The 23734-nt window shown below is 44.0% G+C and carries 20 protein-coding genes; 6 read left to right on the top strand and 14 right to left on the bottom strand.

Annotated elements, in window-relative coordinates; translation table 11 throughout:
- Positions 1–49 precede the first annotated feature (49 nt).
- The gene (locus tag AACT42_RS17325; protein WP_013868201.1) at positions 50–1870 is read left to right on the top strand and encodes an SUMF1/EgtB/PvdO family nonheme iron enzyme; all 1821 of its coding nucleotides are present in this window, start codon (positions 50–52) and stop codon (positions 1868–1870) included.
- 310 nt (positions 1871–2180) lie between these two features.
- Positions 2181–2897, top strand: coding sequence for a helix-turn-helix transcriptional regulator (locus tag AACT42_RS17320; protein ID WP_088733577.1), 717 nt, complete (start codon positions 2181–2183; stop codon positions 2895–2897).
- A 39-nt stretch (positions 2898–2936) separates the two neighbouring features.
- Here AACT42_RS17320 and pdxH read toward each other — a convergent pair whose 3' ends face one another.
- Positions 2937–3572 (bottom strand): pyridoxamine 5'-phosphate oxidase, encoded by a 636-nt coding sequence (pdxH, locus tag AACT42_RS17315; protein ID WP_013868203.1) that lies wholly within the window; start codon positions 3570–3572, stop codon positions 2937–2939.
- Between the two features lie 297 nt (positions 3573–3869).
- On the opposite strand from pdxH, the gene AACT42_RS17310 reads away from it, so the two are divergent.
- The 4 genes from AACT42_RS17310 to AACT42_RS17295 are packed head-to-tail and all read left to right on the top strand — an operon-like array spanning position 3870 to position 10014.
- The gene (locus AACT42_RS17310; RefSeq protein ID WP_094132872.1) at positions 3870–5261 is read left to right on the top strand and encodes an HlyD family type I secretion periplasmic adaptor subunit; all 1392 of its coding nucleotides are present in this window, start codon (positions 3870–3872) and stop codon (positions 5259–5261) included.
- Between the two features lie 44 nt (positions 5262–5305).
- Positions 5306–5968 carry a transglutaminase-like cysteine peptidase gene (locus AACT42_RS17305; RefSeq protein WP_026027195.1) on the top strand — a complete coding sequence of 221 codons (663 nt, stop codon included), beginning with the start codon at positions 5306–5308 and terminating at the stop codon, positions 5966–5968.
- A gap of 5 nt (positions 5969–5973) precedes the next feature.
- Positions 5974–7884 (top strand): bifunctional diguanylate cyclase/phosphodiesterase, encoded by a 1911-nt coding sequence (locus AACT42_RS17300; RefSeq protein ID WP_013868206.1) that lies wholly within the window; start codon positions 5974–5976, stop codon positions 7882–7884.
- A gap of 15 nt (positions 7885–7899) precedes the next feature.
- Positions 7900–10014: a type I secretion system permease/ATPase gene (locus AACT42_RS17295; RefSeq protein ID WP_094132874.1), complete on the top strand. Its 2115-nt coding sequence runs from the start codon at positions 7900–7902 to the stop codon at positions 10012–10014.
- 81 nt (positions 10015–10095) lie between these two features.
- Here AACT42_RS17295 and AACT42_RS17290 read toward each other — a convergent pair whose 3' ends face one another.
- The 13 genes from AACT42_RS17290 to AACT42_RS17230 form a co-directional block, all read right to left on the bottom strand.
- Positions 10096–11772, bottom strand: coding sequence for a DUF342 domain-containing protein (locus AACT42_RS17290; RefSeq protein WP_094128638.1), 1677 nt, complete (start codon positions 11770–11772; stop codon positions 10096–10098).
- A gap of 188 nt (positions 11773–11960) precedes the next feature.
- On the bottom strand, positions 11961–13655 hold the full coding sequence (locus AACT42_RS17285; RefSeq protein WP_017044934.1) for an ATP-binding SpoIIE family protein phosphatase: 1695 nt from the start codon (positions 13653–13655) through the stop codon (positions 11961–11963).
- 18 nt (positions 13656–13673) lie between these two features.
- Positions 13674–13973, bottom strand: coding sequence for an STAS domain-containing protein (locus AACT42_RS17280; protein ID WP_013868210.1), 300 nt, complete (start codon positions 13971–13973; stop codon positions 13674–13676).
- Positions 13974–13984: 11 nt separating this feature from the next.
- Positions 13985–15163 (bottom strand): methyl-accepting chemotaxis protein, encoded by a 1179-nt coding sequence (locus AACT42_RS17275; protein WP_017044935.1) that lies wholly within the window; start codon positions 15161–15163, stop codon positions 13985–13987.
- A 44-nt stretch (positions 15164–15207) separates the two neighbouring features.
- On the bottom strand, positions 15208–16251 hold the full coding sequence (locus AACT42_RS17270) for a protein-glutamate methylesterase/protein-glutamine glutaminase (protein ID WP_088729800.1): 1044 nt from the start codon (positions 16249–16251) through the stop codon (positions 15208–15210).
- A complete protein-coding gene (locus AACT42_RS17265; RefSeq protein ID WP_088729801.1) occupies positions 16248–16889 on the bottom strand; it encodes a chemotaxis protein CheD in 642 nt (213 codons plus the stop codon). Before AACT42_RS17265 ends, AACT42_RS17270 begins: the two co-directional genes overlap by 4 nt.
- Positions 16890–16899: 10 nt before the next feature.
- Positions 16900–17760: a CheR family methyltransferase gene (locus tag AACT42_RS17260; protein ID WP_088729802.1), complete on the bottom strand. Its 861-nt coding sequence runs from the start codon at positions 17758–17760 to the stop codon at positions 16900–16902.
- Entirely contained in the window at positions 17745–19769 is a 2025-nt protein-coding gene (locus tag AACT42_RS17255) for a methyl-accepting chemotaxis protein (RefSeq protein WP_094132875.1), read from the bottom strand. Before AACT42_RS17255 ends, AACT42_RS17260 begins: the two co-directional genes overlap by 16 nt.
- Positions 19770–19779: 10 nt before the next feature.
- Complete coding sequence (locus AACT42_RS17250; RefSeq protein WP_013868216.1) at positions 19780–20244, bottom strand: chemotaxis protein CheW; 465 nt, start codon at positions 20242–20244, stop codon at positions 19780–19782.
- Positions 20244–20774: a chemotaxis protein CheW gene (locus AACT42_RS17245; RefSeq protein WP_017044938.1), complete on the bottom strand. Its 531-nt coding sequence runs from the start codon at positions 20772–20774 to the stop codon at positions 20244–20246. The genes AACT42_RS17250 and AACT42_RS17245 overlap by 1 nt, the downstream gene beginning before the upstream one ends.
- A 21-nt stretch (positions 20775–20795) precedes the next feature.
- On the bottom strand, positions 20796–22934 hold the full coding sequence (locus AACT42_RS17240; RefSeq protein WP_094132877.1) for a chemotaxis protein CheA: 2139 nt from the start codon (positions 22932–22934) through the stop codon (positions 20796–20798).
- Positions 22935–22993: 59 nt separating this feature from the next.
- On the bottom strand, positions 22994–23353 hold the full coding sequence (locus tag AACT42_RS17235) for a response regulator (protein ID WP_094132879.1): 360 nt from the start codon (positions 23351–23353) through the stop codon (positions 22994–22996).
- Between the two features lie 23 nt (positions 23354–23376).
- Complete coding sequence (locus AACT42_RS17230) at positions 23377–23640, bottom strand: STAS domain-containing protein (RefSeq protein WP_017044940.1); 264 nt, start codon at positions 23638–23640, stop codon at positions 23377–23379.
- Positions 23641–23734: the final 94 nt, after the last annotated feature.

The raw sequence follows: 23734 nt of genomic DNA, 5'->3' as shown, positions 1-23734 counted from the left end.
CGTTTAGAATAGACACAATGAACTAATAACTTAACTGAAGTAGATAATAATGCGACAAGGTTTACCCGCTCTCTTATTAGCACTTTCGCCTTGCTTAGTGGCAACATCGACGATGGCAGAAGGAACGCCTTCCTCAGTAATTGCCATTGATGATGCGTTGTTTACTAAACAGTCCGAATTACAGGCAGCCCAGAAGGCCACCCATGAACAACAAGTGGTTGTGAACAACCACAACAGTGAGTTAGACAGGCTAACAAAGCAAGCCCAACTCTTTGATAAGGCACTTGCAAAAGCAAAAACTGACTTAGAACGCGATTACATGAAAATGATTGATGATCCTGAACTGGACATCATGCCTTCACAAAATGCCTACCAAGCAGCTTGGGCTAATGTAAAGCAGAATCAAAAAAACCGTTTAGAAGCTGAGCAAAAACGCCAAGAGTCAGAAGCACTGCTGGCACAAAAAAGGGCCGAGCAGAACACGGTCAGCAAAAATATCAATGAGCTAGAACAGCATAAATTACGCGCGCGAGTTGAGCGCTTAAGAGATGAACTCAAACAGAGTAGCACCGAGAAAGTTAGCTTTACTAACGCTTGTAGTGCCGATATGACATTGGCTCAATGCTCGAAACAGACCACTGACTTAGCGCTCCAGAAAGCGGTAAACCAGTATCAAACCAAGTTAATAGAGGCCACAAGTGAGGCCAAGCTCGTCCAACAACATTTGGCCAATGTCTCTTTTAATATTCATGTACTGCGCCATAAAACCGTAGATTCAGGTTTCTACAATGGCAATAAGTACAAAGCCGTACTAGATGTTCAACTTGATGCAAGACCGGATGAAAACACACCATGTCGGTTGTTGAATGTCGAATCACAATACTGTTTCGCTCCAGGCGAATACTCAGCCAATACAGAAAAACAGAAAGAAATTGCTTGGGTTACCCTATCGATTCGCTCGAACCAATACAGTGATAAAGTCTCTATCGATAATGTGAACTATGGCAGTACTCCCGTCGAAGTGATGCTTCCAGTGGGACCGCACATGATTACGATTGAGAAAGAAGGGTATTACTCATTTAATCAAGAGCTGAAAATCACCTCAGATCATACATTAAGAGCGAACCTACGAGAAAAAGACAACCTACTTAAACCTGGACATAAATTTGCTGATTCCCTCAAAGGGGATATTAAAGCTCCTGAGTTAGTCACTTTGATCTCAGGCGAATATTTGATTGGCGAGCACGCATCGAAACAAGTTTTCCTTGATCATGCTTTCGCAATTGGTTCAACCCCCGTAACTGTGGGTCAATTTGAAACCTTTGTGAATCAAACCACCTACCAAACTGATGCTGAGCTACAAAAACTGTGCACAGCAGTCGCCGAATCTGAAATTACTCCGATTGCAGGTAGCTATTGGCGCGACCCTGGTTTTAAGCAGTTGAGCAACTCGCCAGTGGTGTGTATTAGCCAAAATGATGCGAAGGCCTACACTCGCTGGCTAAGTAAGGAAACTGGCTATAAATACCGTTTGCCGACAGAAGAAGAGTGGGAAATTGCCGCTCGCGCTGGTACACAAACAGACTATTGGTGGGGAGATGATTTCGGAACTGGGAAAGCGAATACTGGCTGGAGTGGTACACCTTGGTCAAATAAAAGTACCTCTCCTGTGAAGTCTTTCGCTCCCAATGGCCTAGGCCTTTATGATGTTGTCGGTAACGTGTGGGAATGGACAAATGACTCAAGAGGTCAAGCAAAAGGTGGAGCATGGAGCTTCTCCCCTGCAACAGCGGCGGCTTATGGTAATTTGTTTATTGCTCCTGCTACTTCTGCAAATTATGTTGGCTTCAGGGTCATTAGGGAACTTTAGGTAAGCTGAACTAGCTCAGCCATTTATATAACAAAGGGGGGAATTCCCCCCTTTGTTATTGCACTCTCGTCGTCTAAAGTGGTGTTGAATATCAAACACGTTTGATATTTGATATCCATGTGGTATCCCTATGAATTTGCAACACCCTCGCAGCATTCATAGAACCTCTTCTGCACGTCGACAAGAAGCAATTCTTGTATTTATGCCAGCCCTTCTTCAGGCTGGCTTTTTTTATGTTCAAATGCCGCTATGGATTACAACCCGCCATGCCATTGGTATTATATCAATATCATTGTTAGGAGAACCCGCTATGGTCAATTTCCTCAGCGCAGAACAAATTTCATTGTTTCAACAGCTTCCGGGATATTGGGGTTGCAAAGATCTTAATTCGGTTTTTGTTTACGCAAACAATGCTTATGGCAAATTAATTGGTGTTAGTGATGCAAAACAGTGCATTGGATTAACTGACTTTGAAATGCCAAGCCCGACAACCGCTTGCGCCGCAGAATTCCAGCAACAAGATCGATGTGTAATCTCCACAAAAAAACCGTTAAAAGTGCTGGATATCCACCCCTATGCTGACGGTTCTTGGCGCGCTCATATTTTCACTAAAACCCCATGGTTCAACGCACAAGGTGAGGTTCAAGGTACAATTTTTTTCGGGCAAGAGCTAACTGATACCGCTATTTTGGAAGTAGGCCATTGGATATGCCGAGCAACAGGTTTAACGACCACACAGCATTCCACAGGTGTTCTAGAACCCATTTCCGGGCCCCTAACCACAAGAGAATCTGAAGTTCTTTTTCTTCTGCTTTACGGAAAAAAGCCCAAACACATTGCTCGGGTGATGAAGATTTCGATAAAAACAGTGGAAGGCTATGAAGCAAAATTGCGACATAAATTTGCAGCCCACAGTAAAGAGCAACTTATCGATATGGCTCTAGACCAAGGTTATGGCTCAAGCATCCCCAAGACCTTGCTCAAAACGCAATTATCCGTGGTACTCAATAGTGAATGCCCCATATAGATGAGGCATTCATTGCGACTGACTTTTAACAAGCAGGCCTTATGGCGCTAAACGTTCAGCGTCCCACTGTTGATCGTGTTGCGTAAACAAGAAGCGATCATGCAAACGATGCTCACCACCTTGCCAAAATTCTATCGATTCAACTTTAACGCGATATCCTCCCCAAAAACTCGGAACTGGGATCTCACCTTGTTCAAATTTCTTTTTTAACTCCAAGTATTTACCTTCCAAAATACCACGAGCTGAGATACGGCTGCTCTGGCGGCTCGCTATCGCGGCAATTTGGCTATCTTTAGGACGAGAAGTAAAATATTTCATGTTTTCAAAAGCCGACAATTTTTCAGCCGTTCCTGTGATGTGCACTTGTCTCTCTAATGGGTGCCAAGGAAAGTGCAAGCTGACTTTATTGTTGTGTTCAATATGCTGTGCTTTGCGACTGCCTAAATTGGTGTAGAAAACAAAACTGTCTTTTTCGACATTTTTTAATAGCACTATACGTTGGAAAGGTTGTCCATTTTCATCAACCGTTGCCACTGTCATCGCTGTGGGATCGGTAAGACCGGCATCAATGGCCTGTTGCAGCCAAAGGTTAAACTGCTCAATGGGATTTGAAAGCAAATCTTTGCGTCTTAAACCGCCTTTTATGTATTCGCGGCGGATGTCTGAAAGTTCCATCTCTGCTCCTTATGAAATTTTTGACGATTGTGCGCCTATCATCGTCATAACTCAAGAGTGCTAAGGTTCAACAAAATCAGTAATTCACAGCTAAACTCTGTAGAACGTACGCAATAGGAAGTACAATCAATTCAAATGGTGAATAGTAATCTCATGATGAGTGGCAAATCCTTAACATTTTGCTAGACAAGTAATAAAATCAAGCAACTATACCCAAACAACTTACAGTTGTAGCCTCCCTCTACAGCTTTAAGTAGAAAAGGGAAATACACTACGATTAGGCGCAAAGGATAAGCGATGAGCAACAAGAGTTATAACAAACTCTCTTCGACAGAATTGGAGTACGTAGACGACAAAACGGCGGCTCTGCTACTGAACACGCCCAACAGTGCACGTGTGATGCTCTGGGTTATGGTCTGTTTTTTCCTCTTAGCCATCGTCTGGGCCTCATGGGCACAGGTCGACAAAGTGACAGTTGGACAAGGCAAAGTCGTTCCGTCATCGCAAGTTCAAGTGGTTCAAAACTTGGAAGGAGGCTTAGTCAAACAGATATTGGTTCGCGAAGGTGAACGAGTGCAAAAAGGCCAACAACTGTTATTGATTGATGACACTCGTTTCCGCTCAGACTACCGCGAACGTGAACAACAAGTCGCTAACCTTACCGCCAGTGTTCTACAGCTATCCGCTTCCATTACTAGCGTGATGATTAACGAAGAAATTGATGATGACAACTGGCAAAATAGCGTCAAAATTGACTATAACAAACTCGCCTTTCCACCGCTGTTAACAGACAACCAACCCGATTTAGTTAATAGACAAAGGGCCGCCTACCGGCAAGATCTTAATAACTTACGCAACCAACTTTCTCTTTTAGATCAACAAGTCAAACAGAAACTACAAGAGTTGGTTGAAATACAAGCGCGCGTGAAAAATTTACGCCAAAGTTATGATTTTGCGAATAAAGAGCTTGAGATCACTAGACCTTTAGCAGACGAAGGTGTCGTGCCACGAATTGAGCTGCTGAAACTACAGCGCCAAGTAAACGATACTCGCCGTGAAATGACCACCAGCGAGCTTAACATCCCAGTATTAAAATCAGCGATTCGCGAAGCGGTGCTCAACCGTATTGATGCGGCTCAAAAGTTTCGCTCACAGCAGCAAGACAAACTGAACGAAGCCCAAGATAGACTTTCAGCAATCACAGAATCAGCCGTTGGGCTTGAAGATAAGGTAAATCGCACTGTTGTGCTATCGCCTGTGACAGGAACGATTAAGACGCTTTACGTCAACACCGTTGGCGGTGTTATCCAGCCCGGTATGGATATTGTTGAAGTAATCCCAACAGAGGATACCTTGCTTGTTGAAGCGCAAATTGCCCCACAAGACATCGCCTTCTTAAGACCAGAGTTGCCCGCCATCGTAAAATTCAGCGCCTATGATTTCACCAAATATGGCGGCTTGGAAGGGACACTTGAGCATATCAGTGCCGACACAACTCAAGATGAAGAAGGCAAAAGCTATTATTTAGTCCGAGTAAGGACCAATCAAACCAGCTTAGGGCATGATGCTAACCTGCCTATCATCTCAGGAATGACGGCCTCTGTTGATATTATTACGGGTAAACGAACCGTGATGGATTATCTACTAAAGCCCATACTCAGTGCACAAAAAAATGCGCTAAGAGAATAAGGTTCACTTATGCTTTTTAATATATTCATGATTGACGGTTTTTGATGAAGTTTTGGCTGCCACTGGTTTTATTGCTATTTATGCCCTCATCCCCCCAAGCGCTCAACACCAAAGAGCAGCAGTGGGTCGATGCGGTCGCGCTTACCTATGGCACAAGAGCGGGAAAACGCGTCGAAACATGGCGCAAAGAAATTGCCAAGCACCAAAATGCTCCCGAACGTGACAAATTGACCGAAATAAATCGATTTTTCAATCAGCTGTACTTTGTTAATGATATCGATTTATGGGGGAAAAATGACTACTGGGCGACACCACTTGAGTTTCTAGGAAGCAACGCAGGGGATTGCGAAGATTTCACAATTGCGAAGTACTTCTCCCTGCTTGAACTGGGTATCGATGATAAAAAGTTGCGCCTCGTGTATGTTAAAGCCATTGAATTAAATCAGTTTCATATGGTTCTTGCGTACTATTCAACACCCAATGCCGAGCCCTTAATTTTAGACAATATAAACCCTGAGATTAAGCCAGCATCAACACGCCGTGATCTGTTACCGATCTACAGCTTTAACGGTAAAAATTTATGGCTAATGAAATCCAAAAATGGCCAGCTTGCAGGAGACTCTTCACGATTAAGTCTTTGGAATGACTTACGTGAACGGGAACGCTCGCTAAAATTGAATAAACCAATTGTAAGTTACGATGAGTAAGTAATATGACGCTATATAAACAACTTGTCGCGGGAATGATTGCCGTCTTCATTATGCTGATGACTTCAGTCTTTATTATTGAATTCAATACGACCCGCAACAACTTAGAGCAGCAGCAGCGCTCTGAAGTCAACAACACCATCAACACCGTCGGTTTGGCGCTGGCACCTTATTTGGAGAAGAAAGATAAGATTGCGGTTGAGTCGGTTATCAATGCCTTGTTTGATGGCAGCTCTTACTCAGTCGTACGATTGATTTTTCTAGACGATGACGAAGAGATTCTGCGATCTTACCCTGTAAAACCCAATAACGTTCCGCAATGGTTTACCAATTTACACCTGTTTGCACCGATCCATGATCAACGCGTTGTAACCAGTGGTTGGATGCAGCTTGCTGAAGTCGAAATTGTCAGCCACCCTGGCGAGGCCTATGCGCAATTATGGAAGGCGCTGATTCGGCTACTTATCGCATTTAGCGCTATTTTTGTGATTGGCCTTGCCGCCATCGCTTTCATTCTGAAGCGCGCTTTACGCCCGCTACAGATGATTGTCGAAAAAATGGAGCAAGTCGCACGCAACCATTTTGGTGAACCGCTACCGCGGCCAGCGACCAAAGATCTGATTTATGTAGTTGATGGTATCAATAGCATGTCAGCGCAGGTTGAAAAAGCGTTCAAAGCTCAGGCGCAAGAAGCGCAGCAACTGCGTGAGCGTGCTTATATTGACCCAGTTTCTCAACTTGGCAACCGCGCCTATTACATGAGTCAACTCAGTAGTTGGCTATCAGAAAGTGCCATAGGTGGCGCTGCTATTTTGCAAGCAGAGTTTATTAAAGAGCTTTACGAAGAAAAGGGTTATGAAGCAGGCGATGGTATGGTGCGCCATTTGGCTGAGCATCTAAAAGTGTCGATTACTTCACCTGATGTGACTCTGGCACGCATTTCTACCGAAGAGTTTGGCTTTATTTTGCCCAACATGGAAGAGAGTGAACTCAAAATCATCGCCGATAGTATTATGAATTTTGTGCAAGACACTCTAGCCGACCCGACTGGCATGGCATCAGCCAAAGTCTCTTTAGGTGTTGTTCATAATAAAGAACCAAAATCTTCAACGCAGTTACTTTCCTTGCTCGACAACGCGTTAGCCATTGCAACTGCAAATCCAGAGCTGATTTACGGCTTTGTCAGCAGTGAAACCAAACAAACTGTGATGGGTAAACAGCAATGGAAAGCATTGGTTGAAGAAGCTATCCATAACGATTGGTTCAGTTTCCGTTTGCAGTCAGCCAATAATAGCTGGGGACAAACTTTCCACCGCGAAGTTTTTTCAGCGATTGAGCACGATGGTAAACGCTACAGCGCTAACCAATACTTATTTGCACTCGACCAACTCAATGCCAGCCATATTTTTGATGAATATGTTATTGAAACGATGATTCGCAAGCTCGAAACGGGAGAGATAGCCGAACCATTAGCCATTAATATCGCTCAAAGCAGCCTTTCTCAACCCAGTTTTATTCGTTGGGTCACTCAGACTCTGGCGAAGCATCGCTCTATCTGTGAGAACCTACACTTTGAAATACCGGAAAACGCATTCCTCAACGCCCCTCACCATACGGCGCTATTTTGTAATGCCATAAGAGCAGCCGGCGCAGACTTTGGTGTCGATAACTATGGCCGGAATTTCCAATCATTAGACTACATCAACGAGTACCGTCCAAAATACGTGAAACTCGATTATCTATTTACTCACCATCTCGACGATGAAAAGCAAAAATTCACCTTAACGTCGATTTCTCGCACAGCACACAATTTAGGAATCACCACAATTGCGTCAAGGGTAGAAACGCAAACTCAACTTGATTTCCTTTCCGAGCATTTTATAGAAGTCTTCCAAGGCTTTATTGTGGATAAATAAAAAAGGTCAGATGTAATGCAAGACACGCTACTCAATTCGCTTATCTATGTGAGTCGTTATTATGGATTGGCGAATTCCCCAGAAGCACTGATCAACGGCCTACCTTTATCAGATGGGAAACTGACGCCTTTTCTCTTTCCTCGAGCAGCCGAAAGAGCGGGGTTAATCGCCAAGGAAAATCGCTCAGCATTGGAGCAAATCCCAAAATTGGTTTTCCCCGTTATCTTAATTTTAAAAGGCGGTGAAGCCTGTGTGCTCAGCAGCATCAACGAAGCGAATCAAGAAGCTGAGGTCGTCACTGCGGAGTCTGGTCTAATCCCCGTAGCTATTCCCTTAGAGGAACTGACTGAACGCTATATTGGCCGCTACTTCATGGTGAAAAAACAGTTTCGCTATGACGAGCGCTCACCAGAAATATTAAAGACCCGTGATGGCCACTGGTTTTGGGGTACGTTATGGCAGTCAAAGCACATTTATCGCGATGTGTTGATCGCTTCCATTTTAATCAATTTGTTTGCCATTGCGGCACCAATGTTCAGCCGTTTAGTGTATGACAAAGTCGTGCCTAACCTTGCGTTTGAAACCTTGTGGGTATTAGCGAGCGGGATTTTTGTGATCTTCTTATTCGATCTGCTCCTCAAACTACTTCGCAGTTATTTTATTGATGTGGCGGGCAAAAAATCTGACATTCTGATCTCTTCCAAGCTCTTTAGTAAAGTGATGGGGATCAGAATGGAGTCTCGTCCTCCTTCTGTCGGCGCGTTTGCGCGACATTTACAAGAGTTCGAATCCATACGAGAATTCTTTACCTCAGCAACCATCTCATCATTGATTGACCTGCCATTTGCACTGCTCTTTTTAGTGCTGATCTGGCTAATGGCAGGCAGCTTAGTGCTGGTACCTATCGCTGGTGTACTGATCATTGCTATCTATTCTCTGCTCATCCAAGCACCTCTACGACGGGCGATTGAAGAGGGCTCTCGACTGGCATCACAAAAATACGCCAACCTGATTGAAAGTTTAGCTGGACTTGAAACGGTGAAACTCTTTGGCGCTCAAAGTCAGTTTCAATATCGCTGGGAAGAAGCGGTCGCGCACATGGCGAACTGGAACATTAAAAGCCGTAGAATTACTGATGGTATTCAAAATACTGCCGGCTTTGTTCAGCAAGCCGCGAACGTTGGCATGATCATCTTAGGCGTCTATCTGATATCCAACGGCGATTTAACCATGGGTGGGCTCATCGCCGCAACCATGCTCAGCGGCCGTGCGATTGGCCCAATGGTGCAACTATCATTACTTTCAACACGCTACAACCAAGCCAAATCGTCCTTAAAAATCATTGAACAAGTGATGCAAATGCCCGATGAGCAAGAAGAAGGTAAACGCTATATTCATCGTCCGATTGTGCAAGGTAAAATTGAGCTAGACAAAATCACTTTTCACTACCCTAATGCGCCTGTTGCATCAATACGTGACTTAAGTATAACGATTCATCCGGGTGAAAAAGTAGCGATCATAGGCCGCATCGGCTCAGGGAAGACCACCTTAGAGCGCCTTATTATGGGGTTATATCAACCGACCGAGGGGAATGTTCGCATTGATGACACTGATATCGCGCAACTGCATCACATTGATGTGAGACGTAATATTGGTTGCGTACCTCAAGACAGCAACCTATTTTACGGTTCAATTCGCGATAACATCACGCTCGGGCGTCCCTTAGTTGATGATAGAGATGTGATGGATGCCGCCAACCGAGCGGGAGTTACCGCGTTCACACAGCAAGACCCCGCGGGGTTAGAACGACAAGTGGGTGAAGGCGGCTTGTTGTTGTCTGGTGGTCAGAGGCAAGCGGTAGCCATTGCTCGTGCATTGCTCGGACGCCCACCCGTTTTGCTACTTGATGAGCCCACCAGCGCCATGGACAATCGCTCTGAAATGCACATCAAACATCAACTGTCTCAATTGACACCAAGTGAGACGTTAATATTAATTACTCATAAAACGTCAATGCTCGATGTGGTTGATCGCGTCATTGTGATGGAGAAAGGCTGTGTCATTGCCGATGGTCCTAAATCGATGGTGTTAAACGATCTCAAACAGGGCAAAGTGAGATCAGTGCAATAGCCACCTTACTAGAAATAGCATAATATGCAAAAAACGAGGCAAAATGCCTCGTTTTTTGCTTAGCACTCTGAGATAAGAATGTTAGATCCCTCCGACATCTTCATCTTCAAGCATCGAAGCACATTTAATCTCATACTGGTTAAATGAGAAGATACTAGCGCCATGAGCCCGCTTGGTGATGATCCGCTCATCATCAAATTGCACCGAAACATGGGTATAAACTTTATTTTTGACTTCGATCGTATTCATTTCGAGCAATTGCTCAAACTCCTCTCCCAGCATATCCAACGCCAATTTTGCTTTTTCTAAACGATCATTAGTCTGTTTCTTAAATTCATCAATTTTTAGCAATTCCTCTTCCGAGCGTTCCGCTTTAGGCTTTTTCTTAAATTCAATTTCACGGCGGATCACTTCCATCGTCGCTTCTTGCGCTTGTTTATAATGCTCTTTGTGTTTCGCGACCCGTTCTTTATACACAGCATAACGAGCAAAAGCCTGCACAGCCGTGGCGGTATCGCCTTCAACGCCTAGATTGAAGCAAACGATCTTACCACCAACTTTCGCGTGGCCACCGCTGAGCGTGCCTTGCTTCTCTTTACTATCTAATACTTTTAGATCATTGCCACAGCGTAATTCATTGCTCATACTGTGAACCGCTAAATTGATGTCATCTGCCGCTTGCAGTTCGCTAAATTGAGCATAGTTAGCCGTGATAGAGCCTCCTGATTTGATAATGCACGTTCTTGCTTCATCATCAAACACCGTATGGCCAATAATGCCTTTACCAACATCAATATTACCTTGGGCTTGAACATCAGCAGACTCAACAAACCCACCGATGGTGATTGAGCCCGTCGCTCTCACGATCATCCCAGGCTCGACATCACCCGTGATGACAACACATCCTTTAAATTTCACGTGGCCAGTCGCTACACTGACGTTGTTTAAACATAAAGCGTTATCGACATCAACCGTTTTACTTTTCAGGATAGGCATGCCCGCTTGACTGGCCAGTAGCACATTCGGATCATTGGGTGAGATGTAAGACCCCTTTCCTGCAACTAAGGCTGAGTCTTTACCTGGTTTAGGATCCAGCACTTTTCCCTGCACGGTATAGCCTGGCGTTCCTTTGGTTGCAGGAATTCGACGCATCACTTCATCATCTTGACCAACAGTGATGGTTTCACCTAAGTTGCGCATATCAATTTTATTCTGTCCTTGCTTTTTGGTCGGAGCTAACACGCGCTTGCTGACATCCTCAACCAAAGGAACAAATTGTGCGTCTTTACCTTGAATGGGTTCACGCCCCTGCGCAACAGGTTGAGTGTATACTTCCCCTGGCTTCAAGGTATTACTTACCATTAACACTTTCTTTAAAGCCAGTTTGTTGATGCCTTTTGTCACATGGGAATGAGCCAATGCATACACCAACTCACTACCGCGCAATGCTCTGCCACCATATGCACCCGTCACGACCATGCTGGCTAACATATCTCGATCACTAAATTCAATCTCAACCGAAGCGTTCTTTTTCTCTGCAATGGTGATTCCAGAGAATGCTTCACCCTTACCCTCTTTTGCACAGTTGATAAAGCGGGTAACTTCAGTTTCATTTAAGAAAAATGTCGATGCAGATAACTCAAACAATGCTTCTTTCAAGCCTGCTTGGTCAAAATTTTTGTCGATGGACTCCGTCCCAGGCAACTGGGCAATGACTTGTTTTTTGTCCTCTGAAAGCGAAATTAAGCGTTTCCACATACTACTTAACCCATATGGTTAGATTCCGTTCGTATGGCAGTGTATACAATTTACAGTATGGACTAAATCTTTAGGCAACCAAATTAAGGGCTACATCACTTAGTCACGACGAAACGAACTATATAACCTAAAAATAAACGAAAGAATGAGTTACGCAGAATTTTACAGTGTAAATAATCTGTTCAGTATTAAGACAATATCGGAAAATCATGTTTACTGTTAAAGGCGTAAGTCACCTTAACAGTGCAACCATCTTTTGAATATTCCAATGACTCACACAATTTAGAGACCAAAATAATCCCTCGACCGTGTGTACAGTTGCCGTCTGCAACCGTATGTTGGTAGTCAAAGCCTTCGCCATTATGCTCAAGTGAAAAGCTCAATTGTCCCACCGTTGGGTCATAATCAATGTCTAGTTTAATCCATAACGATTCATCTAACTCATCCATACACTCTTCACGTCGTTGGTAAAAAGTGAGAAATCCATCTGGGTCATCTTTTAGTGAAGAATTAAGTTTTAATAACCCATGCTCAATGGCATTAGCAAACAGTTCTGACAATACAGAGCAAACGAGGTCAAGATGCTCGCCACCACTGATAAAACCGCGAACAATGTTACGCATCTCGACCATAATTGAAATCTTTTTAAGAATTGAAGCAGGAAAAAAGAGATGGCTTTGCATTGGTATATGGCTAAGAAACTGTTTTTTTTGCGACGCTAATATTTCATTATTATTGGTAATTGGAAATGTCATTGAAAGAATTGAGAGGTCATCACCATGGCCACGATTGGAAAACTGGCATACTTCATCGTACAAATCTGAAATCTGAGTCTTACCGTTCCGTTGCAAAACTTGTTCGAGTCGCAACTGGCCAAATTGTTCCCCGTTTTCATTCATCGCTTCGGTAATACCGTCGGTATAACAGAGGATAGTTTGGTTAGGTTTTAATTTGAGATGAACTAAATTTACTTCAAATTCATCAGCATCCAGAACTCCCAGCGGCATATGTGTGGAAACGAGACGACGAACGATGTTGCTCTCTTCATCCAGTAAGTAACCATCAGGCAAACCACCTCCCCACCACGAAACCTCAAAGCCGTTGGCTCGTATCTCAAATACACTGGCCGCAAGCATCATGCCAACAGGCAAAAACTTTACTAGCGCACTATTAAGTTCTGCGACCATTTCGCCAAGCGACATCCCTTTTTCAGCCATTGAAAAAAAAGTACGCGTAGCAGGGATCGTTGAAATCGCGGCAGGTAATCCATGCCCAGTGGCATCGGCGATCATGATGTAGACGCCACCATAGGGCCGGTTCGCAACAATGATGAGATCACCATTAAAAATGGTCGAAGGTGTGGAGATATAACTGATGCCATAGATATTGCTGACTTTTGCACTCATCTCCTCCATTAAGTTGGTGAAAATAGATTCGGCGATGGCGTAGTCATATTGTACTTGTTCGTTGAAATAATTGAGTTTATCTCGCTGTTGAGTGACTTCATTATGCATTTTCACAATACGGTAATGAGCCTGAACTTTAGCGAGCAGGACGCTTCGTTCTACTGGTTTAAGAATAAAATCATCGCCCAGCGATAAGCAACGTTCAAACGAATCATGATCATCAAGCACGGTCAAAAATATAATGGGGATATGGTGATTTGGAAAAGAGTCGCGGATCTCTTTTGCGGTGGTGAAACCATCTTTAACTGGCATCATCACATCCAACAAAATAACGTCGGGTAAGACGTCCATGACGAGCATCGCCTCAACAGCATCAGCACCATTTTCGAAGGTATCTATGTGCTCAACAATAGGCGATAAAATAAACCGACAGAGCTCTCTATTTGATTTATGGTCATCAACAATCGTTACGCGCATCGGCTCACTCCTTAAGCATTATTCGATACTAAATTTTTTATCAAATCGAGAAATCAGTAAGATTTTCCTTATTTGGGGTAAGGTATTGGTAATTCGGATCATGCCATCACTTTGCTCAAGATATTTCTGCATATTGAGCAGCATGCCAAGACCAGCACTGTCAATATAGTCCACCTTGCGTAAATCAATGGTGAATCTAAAACCTCGATAGGGTGAATAACTATTACGAAATTCTTTAACTAAGTTAAAGCCAAAAGCACCATCAATCGCGATAGTAATGTGTTTCGCATTGCTATCTATTTCAGTTTCTATACTCATCGTACTCCCTCCTAGAAAAGCTCGACTTCGCCTTCGTCCATATTAGTTTGGATTGCGGCGGGACCACTTCGATTGTGCAGGCGCTCTGTCAATTGGTGAAGTTGTTCTGCCCATGCTGCTTTAGTCATGCTTTGTGTTAGTAAAGCGTTCAATAGCTCATTTGCTTCTTGCAAATAATCAATAGACGCATGCGCATAATCACTTTGTTGAACCACAATGTCAGCAAATTGAAGGGCACGGACGCCATTACTCACTTGCTGGGTTAATTCTTGTCCTAATTCTTGAATTTTTTGCACTTCTTGCTCTATTTCTATATTCACTTGTTGGACACCACGTAGCATGTGGTCCACTTTCTCTTTCGACTCAATCACGTGAGTCATATCTATCGATGCCATTTCGCCAACGGTTTTGTTTGCTCTTTGTACTGTTTGTTGAGCAACATTAATTTCTGATTCAATTTGAGTATTCAGCGTTCTTGCTTTAACCGACAAGTCGCGCACCTCTTGAGCCACGACCGCGAAGCCTCGCCCTGCCTCGCCCGCTCGCGCCGCTTCAATCGCCGCATTCAGCGCCAATAAGTTGGTCTGTTCCGATAGGCTTCTCACTTGATTTAACAGTTTAAATACCATATCCAATTTTTCTGACATGTCGTGAATGCTGTGTACCGCTGAAATACTTTTCTCCGAAATATCAATCAGAATTTGTACAAAGCCATCAATAATCGCCTCAGTCTTTGGTAGTACGGTGGTGAGATCATATTCGCTGCCTTGGTTTGCCAATAAGTTATTGACCAAGGTACTTGAAACGTGACTCTGTTTTTGGCTGATATCTTGCAAGCCAAAAAATGCGTTATTTAATGTCTCTACTGAACCTTCAATCACGGTGTGCTGCATGGTTAAAGGGCTACTCACTTTAGGTAGCGTCTCTTTGAACAGTTTTTCAATACTCTGTAGATGTTGCTGCGTTTCAAGAGTGGACTCTTCTTCAACCTTATTTTGGTTGGCTTTAGCTTTGTTTTGTTCACTAAAATTCATAGACAATACTAGCCAAGGTATTGCTGCCGCAAAAATCATTAGCCCCATGCTCCATAAATTAGGGGAGTGAAGCATGACGGCAAAAAGGGCCATTAGCTGCAAAACTAAAGCTAAAATATATTTTGCTTTTGGTGTCACTGTTTTATTTATCATCACCCATTCCTTGCTTATCTATGTTGAGCTTATTTAATGAGACAACACTAGCGATAGAGTTCATCACAAATCCATTGTGGTATGGCATTTAACGCTTTGATATTCTGTGTTGCGCCAATCTCTACTGCCGCTTTGGGCATTCCCCACACCACTGATGTTTTTTCGTCTTGAGCTAAAGTCAATGCGCCACGCAACTTCATTTTGAGCATGCCTTGCGCTCCATCTTTACCCATCCCGGTTAAGAGGATACCGATGGCTTTGTCTCCCACATTTTCAGCAACCGTATCAAACATCACATCTACTGAAGGTTTATGACGATTGACCGCAGGTCTATCGTCAACTTGACAGTAAAGGTGAGTGCCTTTTTTTATCACCATCAGATGCTTATCTCCGGGAGCAACATAAGCGCATCCATTCACTAAAGGCGCTTGATTAGCGGACAACTCTCTCACCTCTACGGCGCTACAAAGATTCAAACGCTCTGCAAAGGGGCGAGTAAACATCGCACTGATATGTTGAGTGATCACGATCGGTGGCAACCCTGCTGGTAAAACAGAGAATATGCTTTTTAATGCTTCTGTTCCGCCCGTTGAGGCTCCAATCGCGATCAACTGATAACGCGCCTCTTGGTGGCTAGCCGCTATCAGTTCGACCTGATTAACCGCCGCAGAATGATGCGATTGAACGACATTTGCCCCTGCCGCCATTTTTATTTTGTCGTTCACCAGTTCCCTATAACTTGCCATTTCAGCCGTGTTTTCGACCGACGGTTTAGGGAAGTAATCCACTGCACCAAGCTCTAATGCTTCTAACGTGGCTTGAGCGCCATGCTGGGTCAAGGTTGAAATCATCACTACCGGCATAGGGCGTAACCGCATAATATTTTTTAAAAATTGCACGCCATTCATTTTTGGCATTTCAATATCTAGCGTTAGCACATCAGGGTTGTGCTGCTTGATAAGCTCTCGGGCTTGGTAAGGATCTTGTGCCATTGCGACGACGTCTAACATAGGGTCAGCATTAATCAGCTCGCAGAGCAGTGCTCTAAAAACGGGAGAATCATCGACAATCAGCACTTTGATTTTTTTCATTTAAATAGCTCCACATCATCACTCTCTTTATGCGCTTTACGATCCAACTGTGTGGCATAAACCTTTTCTTGAAAACTTAACCGGCTCACTTCGGTCAATGGAATTCTTTTTAGCCACACTTTACCTGTCATGGGTTCGAAAATGACTTTTCTCGGTTCGTCCCCCCCCAAGTCACTGGCTTCGACAATAAGCCTTTCTTGCTCAACATAGTTTTTGATGAAATCTATGTTTTTCTGGCCAATCATGGCTTTAAAACCCAGCATTTGTGCTCCACCAAAGAGTTTTACTCGTAAGCGCTGACGCTCAGCCCCCATTTTGATCAACTGATTAATCAGTAGCTCCATCGCATAGCAACCATAACGAGAGGCGGTTGAAGCAATATCATCAGGATGCCAGTGATCAATTTGTGAATGCTGATCAAAAGGCAATAAAAAATGGTTCATCCCTCCAACTTTGGCCGCTTGGTCCCACATACAGGCGGTAACGCAAGAACCTAAACCGGTACAAATGACCTCTTGTCGCATCGTACAGTACAACCCACCGGGCAAAACCTTTACCCAATCCACTTTTTGTTGGGGATGATAAAATCGGCTGAAATTCCGATTGTCGGTTGCCAAATGCATCGCCAACAAGGTCATTCATTGTTCCTCATTTTTTCACGTAAATGGTGTGGCCGAGATGATGAAAAACATCAGCACAGCGCCCCACACTTTCTGAATGACCCAAAAATAAAATCCCATTCGGTTTCAACCATTCATAGAACCTTTCGAGCAAAGCCTCCTGAGTGGGTTTATCAAAGTAGATCATCACATTTCGGCACGAAATGAGGTCTAAATTCTTAGGTAACGTCCAAGGAGATAATAAATTCAGTTGCTGAAAATGGACAAAACGTTGTAATTGACTGGCGATTTTTATTTTTCCCTGTTTGATACCGCGCCCTTTTACAAAGCACTTTTTAAGATAGTGCTGTGGAATAGTAACCACAGCCTCATCGGTATAAATGCCCGCTTGCGCATGTGCCAAAACCTGTGTGTCTAAATCTGTTGCGTAGATATCAACATTGTCTGCGAAATCAAATAAACCGCTGCTGTATAGCGACGCAATAAAACTGTATGGCTCTTCACCACTAGAGCAGCCAGCAGACCAAATTTTAGGATGACGCACGCCCTGTGATCGCCACTCATCGAGCAGTACTTTTTCTAAAAACTCAAAGTGGTGGTACTCGCGAAAAAACTGGGTTTTGTTAGTCGTTAACGCATTGATAAAGTGGATCCGCTCTTGCTCATTATGCTCAATAAGCTCCTTGTAATCACAGAAACGCTGAATCCCCCGTCGACGCATCTGACGGCTCAAACGGCCGTAAACCATCGCTCGCTTAGCATCCGACAAGTAAATGCCAGCCGTTTTGTGCATAAACCACTGGATGAATTTGAAATCCTTTGCGGTGAGTTCAAATTCTTGGTCATTGTTCATCATGATTGGATGGCTATCTGTTAGAACTCTTCCCATTCATCTCCATCCTCATTGAGGTTGAGCCCAGAATTGGCAACGTTATTGGTGGCTTTAATGCCTGCCACTTTCTTGACCTTGGGTTTGGGTTTGGGTTGATGGGCGGAGATGGGTGTTCTTTTGGGCTCGAACGTTTTGATGTTGTCATCGGTGGTGAAATAGCTCATCAAGCTAATCAGCTCTTTCCCTTCATCTTTCAACGATTGGCTGGCCGCAGAGGTTTGTTCAACAAGAGAGGCATTTTGCTGCGTCATCTCATCCATGGCTGTAATTGCACGATTGATTTCGTCAATGCCCGTCGATTGTTCAATGCTTGATGATGCAATTTGGGCGATGAGATCAGATACTTTTGCTACAGCGTCCACAATCTCATTCAATGTTGCTCCTGACTCATCAACTAAACGCGATCCCTCTTCTACTTTCTCAACACTATCTTTAATCAGCCCTTTAATCTCTTTCGCCGCTGCTGCGCTGCGCTGCGCAAGGTTTCGAACCTCTCCAGCAACAACAGCAAATCCACGCCCTTGTTCTCCGGCTCTTGCCGCTTCTACCGCTGCGTTCAAAGCCAATAAATTGGTTTGAAAGGCTATCTCGTCTATCACTCCAATAATATCGGCAATCTTCTTACTCGAACGATTAATTTCCGACATGGCCGAGATCGCTTGCCCCACCACTTCACCACCTTTACTGGCTTTTTTGGCAGCATCACTCGCTAGATCGTTCGCACCTTTGGCGTTATCTGCATTTTGGCGCACGGTCGCTGTCATCTCTTCCATACTCGCGGCCGTTTCTTCTAAATTGGATGCTTGAGCTTCCACCCGTTGGCTCAAATCATTATTGCCTTGCGCGATTTCTGTTGACGCCGTAGCCACTCTGGCAGAAGAAATGGTGATTTTTTCAACCATATCGCGCAGGTTAGCAATCGAGGTATTGACCGCATTTTGCAGTTGACCAAACTCACCTTGGCTACCCTCTTCCATCTTGGTATTCAAATCGCCATCCGCCACTTTGCTCATGACGTCAATACACTGAGCCAGCGGTGAAACTAAGGTATCAAGCAAGTTATTAATCCCCTCGCCCAACTCCCGCATAAATCCGCTGTACACGGTGGTATCAATTCGTTCATTCAACTGCCCTGCGATCGCTTTTTGAATGAGGCTCTCTACTTGGTATTGACCATCTTGTTGTTCGGTAATATCGATCCATTGCAATGCAGGGCCAATGTATTCCCCTTTGTGATTGTGCATCGCAATACAAGTTAAATTAAATTGCAGCGCCCCCACTTTGATGTTGGATGAAAATGGCAAACGATCAGGGTTGGCAATAATGCTACGTTGATGGCCCGGGTTTTTATGAAAGATATCGATATTTTGTCCGACCAGATTATTGACGTCAAAGCTTGTTAATACTGTCCTCAACTCACTTTCTCTTGTACGCATCAACTTGGTCAATGAAGGGTTTAAGTATTGAATAATACCCTCTTTATCGGCCATCATTAGGTTGGTTGTCATCCCCTCGACTGCCGAAGCTAAGCGGCCTATTTCTTGCTCTTTTGCAATCTCTTGAGTGACATCACGCCACTCTAATGTGTTCCCGATATAAATACCGTCTTCATCAATAATGGCGCCAACATTAAGCTCGATCTTCACTCCTTTAATAGTAATCATGGTAGTGAAAGGCAAGTTGGCTGGATTCGACAACATTTGGCGTTGATGCTGTGGATTGACGTGAAAACCATCGATGCAGTAGCCAATCAATGACGACTCTTCAGCTTTAAAATCAGGCCAGACACTTTGAAAAAGCACTTCATGCTGCTTGAGTAGAATCAATGACTGCTTATTGAGATAGGTGATTTGAAAATCTCGGTTAATCATCATCAATGCGGTTTTTGCTGCATTAAGAGCAGAAAGAAGCTGCTGATTGGAGAGCCCTTCATTCTCATCGACCAATGGATCTTCTATCTGCTCAACAAATTTTTTTGGTTCTGGTTTGCGGTTCCAAAATGCCATGAGTATTCCCTCACAAAATAGCGTCTTCTACGAATGTCTGATTTAACCCAGGTACATCAAAAAGGGTCTCGATATTAATTAGGATCAAATGACCGTTAGCCACACTAGCAATTCCCTTCATAAATTGTGGTTCAACCGTGGTGGATAAGGCTGGTACAGGTTTTATCTCTTCAGCGGCTAAGTCATACACTTCTGAAACACCATCGACAATAATGCCGAGCGGATTGCGTTGCGCGTCATTCAAAACGATAACAACTGTCGTGGCCCCAATCTGTGCAGGTGGCAGACGAAAACGAATTCGAAGATCAACAATCGGTACATACTCACCACGGATATTGAGTAAGCCAACTAAGTAATCCGGTGCATTGGGTACAGAGCGCACATCACTCCAGCCGCGAACTTCTCGGACCTCAAGGATTGGCACAGCGTACTCATCGTTATCCAGCACGAAACTAAGAAACTCTTGTTTAGACATCAGGGTTCCTCACTCAGTATTCGGTGCATATCAAGGAGCCCTTGGGTATCGAGCAGTGACATGACCTCTTCGCCAACATTGAGCAAACCGAGCGAATACGCAGCGGCAGGTGTTTCCCCCACGGCAGGAAACAGCACATTATCTCCCTGGCCAATCACATCACTCACTGCATCAACGACTAAGCCCATAATACGAGGCCGCTCTTGTTGCAGGCTACGAAGTACCAACACCACAGTCGTGGGAAAGTAGCCACAAGCCTCCATACCAAATCGAAGGCGCAGATCGATAATAGGCACAATCATGCCGCGTAAATTAATCACACCTTTAACAAAGCTAGGCGCTCGAGGAATAGGCGTAGGTGGCTCCCATACTCGAATCTCTTCAACATCTTGAATTGCTACCCCGTACAACTCATTCGCTAACCGGAAACTCAGAAAATCGGCCTCACAGCTTCTTTCTTCATAAACAGCATTCAAAACACTCTGTGTTTGATTCTCTTGTTGATGATTTGGTGAATAATCATATTCCATGGCTCTTCCCTGTCACCTTCACTAAGCGGCAATAATCTTGGGAGATAAACTTGAACGTCGATTCGAGTACGTGGAGATTAACCCTTGAATATCTAAAATGAGCGAAACGGAACCATCTCCCAAAATCGTAGCTCCTGATATGCCTGCCACTTTGCAGTAATTTGACTCTAAGCTCTTTATAACCACTTGCTGCTGGTCTAGCAGCTCGTCAATCAATAAGCCAACGCGACACCCAGCGGCTTCAACAAAGCAGAGTATTCTATCGGGCAAAGCACCACTTGATCCCATTTCCAGTTCATCTTGCAGACGTAAGATAGGAATGTTTTCGTCACGAAGCCGGTACAGCTCAACCCCACCGGCGGCATACTTCACATTAGCTAAGTTGATTTGGATAGATTCGATAATGGTGAGCAGTGGGATGATGTAAACTTCCCCGCCTACTTTGATCAATTGCCCATCGAGGATGGCTAAAGTGAGTGGTAAACAGATAGTGAAATGGCTGCCTTTACCTAACGTGGATTCGACATCAATATGCCCACCCAACTCTTCGATATTACGTTTTACAACATCCATACCGACGCCACGACCTGAAATATCAGACACTTGTTCTGCTGTTGAAAACCCTGCGGCAAAAATAAGGTTAAGGATCTGTTTGTCGGTGATATCTTCACGCCGTGTATCTTTAGGTAATACACCTTTTTCTAGCGCCTTTTGAAATATTCTTTCACAGTTGATCCCCGCGCCATCATCTTTCACTTCGATCACTATCGAGCCACCTTGATGATAAGCATGTAGTTCAATGGTGCCGATTTCTGGTTTGCCTTGTTCAAGGCGAATGTGTGGCTGCTCAATTCCGTGGTCAATACTATTTCTGACTAAATGAACCAATGGATCAACAATACGTTCAAGGACGGTTTTATCGAGCTCGGTGTGCTCGCCAATGATGTTCAGTTCTACTTTTTTTTCAAGTCGGCCGCACAAGTCTCGCACAAGGCGAGGAAAGCGGCTAAAAGCAAAGCTCATCGGCAGCATGCGAATATTGAGCACATTTTCTTGTAAATCTTTACTGTTTTGCAAAAGCTGAACTAGGCCTGCTTGCAACTTTTCTAATTTATCCATGGTGAAATCGTTACCGATTTCGGTCAGCATTGATTGGGTGATAACAAGTTCCCCAACCAAATTAATCAGGCTGTCGACTTTCTCAATATCGACGCGAATAGAGCTTACGCTGGATTCTGCTTTCGCCACTTTGGGTGCAGCAGCGGGCGTAGACTCTATTGATTTTATGAGATCTACTTGCTCTGCAGATGCGGTAGGGGGAACAGCGTTCGCATGAAACGTAGGTGGCACCTCGGCCGAAGATTCCTCGCTCTCGCTGATCATACCTTGGGTCGTCGATTCTTGTACTAAAGGTTCAACAATTAAGTCACATTCATCTTCAACCCATTCAAAAATTTCGCGAATATCACTCTCTTGCACTTGGCTACTGAGGAAAATAGTCCAGCTTAAATAACAAAGCTCAGCCTCTATTTCCGCCAATTCGGGAAGGTGTTCAAGCTGAGCTTCCGCCCTGCACTGATCATCCAGTTCATAAAGCTCTCGCAGCAACCGAAGTGGATCATTACCACTGAAATAAAGTTCTCTATGCGGAGTAAAAACGACTTTCCAACCTAAGTGGTTCTCGTTGTCAGAAGCCTTTAAGAGCGATGACGTCTGTTCATCTTCGGCGTCAAGCGAGTGATGGTCTGCTAGTTCATGATCAACCGTTGAATTGTCGGCAAGTAAAGCATGCAGTGACTGGCTGACTCTCTGCTGAAGCTCACTATCAACCTCATCATGGCTCTCATGCCCCGCGAGCATATTGCGAATGCAATCACCGCTTTTCAGTAAAATGTCCACACTTTGAGCGGTGAGAGTTGATTTTTCGTTACGGACGAGGTCAAGATACGCTTCGACAGAGTGGGTAAATTCACTGATATCCAGTAAACTAAAGGTCGCCGCGCCACCTTTAATCGAATGGGCAGCCCGAAAAATGGTATTAATAGTCTCTTTCTCAACCTGATTAGGGTCAAGATTAAGCAGTACATTTTCAAGCACTTCAAGATTTTCACGACACTCTTCGTAAAACATCTTGCGCAACAGTTCCATGTCTAAAGCCATAGCTCTTCCTGCCAGTTAACGTCGTTTAACGAATGAAGCTTTTAATAAAATACGGTGTTCTATATGACCCGTTTTAGTGTTTTCAATAGCGTCTCAGGGTTGAACGGTTTGACCAACCATCCTGTAGCTCCAGCGAGTTTTCCTTCTTGTTTCTTTTCCATACTCGTTTCGGTGGTTAGCATCAAAATAGGAATAAACTTATATTGAGCATTACCACGTATCGCTTTAACTAACTCAAAACCACCCATCACTGGCATGTTGACGTCCGAAATAACAACATCAAATTTGGTTTGTTGTGCCTTACGTAATGCATCACTTCCATCAATAGCAGTTTCAACGTCATAGCCTGCATCTTTCAATGTATGGCTTAGCATTTGACGAATTGAAACCGAATCATCAACCGCGAGGATCTTTGTCATAGCCCCTTCCTTGCAAAATCTCATTACTCTGCGAACAAGCTTTCTAAAGCCAGTAGCGCAATACCTTCATTGAGCGTGTTTGTTGCGTTAACTAAAGTGATCTCAATTCCAGCTCGCTCTGCTGTCATAAACAAAGAAGCAAGCAGTTGCAGACCGGCAGCATCCACGCTATTAACTCGTGATGCATCTATCGTTAAAGGAGGAGTTAGGCTTAGCCATTGAAGATAATTTGCTTTGGAATCTAGTACCGTTGAAATTTCCAAAGACTCCGCCAACAAAAAATCCATATCTCATCCTTACGTACTATTTATATTCTATTTTTTAGGAGAACACCTGACTTTGAGTGTAGGAGGGAATACTCATTAAGCAAATGATTGAACA

It is taken from the genome of Vibrio sp. V15_P4S5T153 (assembly GCF_963874485.1).
GTDB lineage: Bacteria > Pseudomonadota > Gammaproteobacteria > Enterobacterales > Vibrionaceae > Vibrio > Vibrio anguillarum.
The sequence above is the reverse complement of the archived record's forward strand: the minus strand, read 5'-3'. Positions and strand labels throughout refer to the sequence as shown.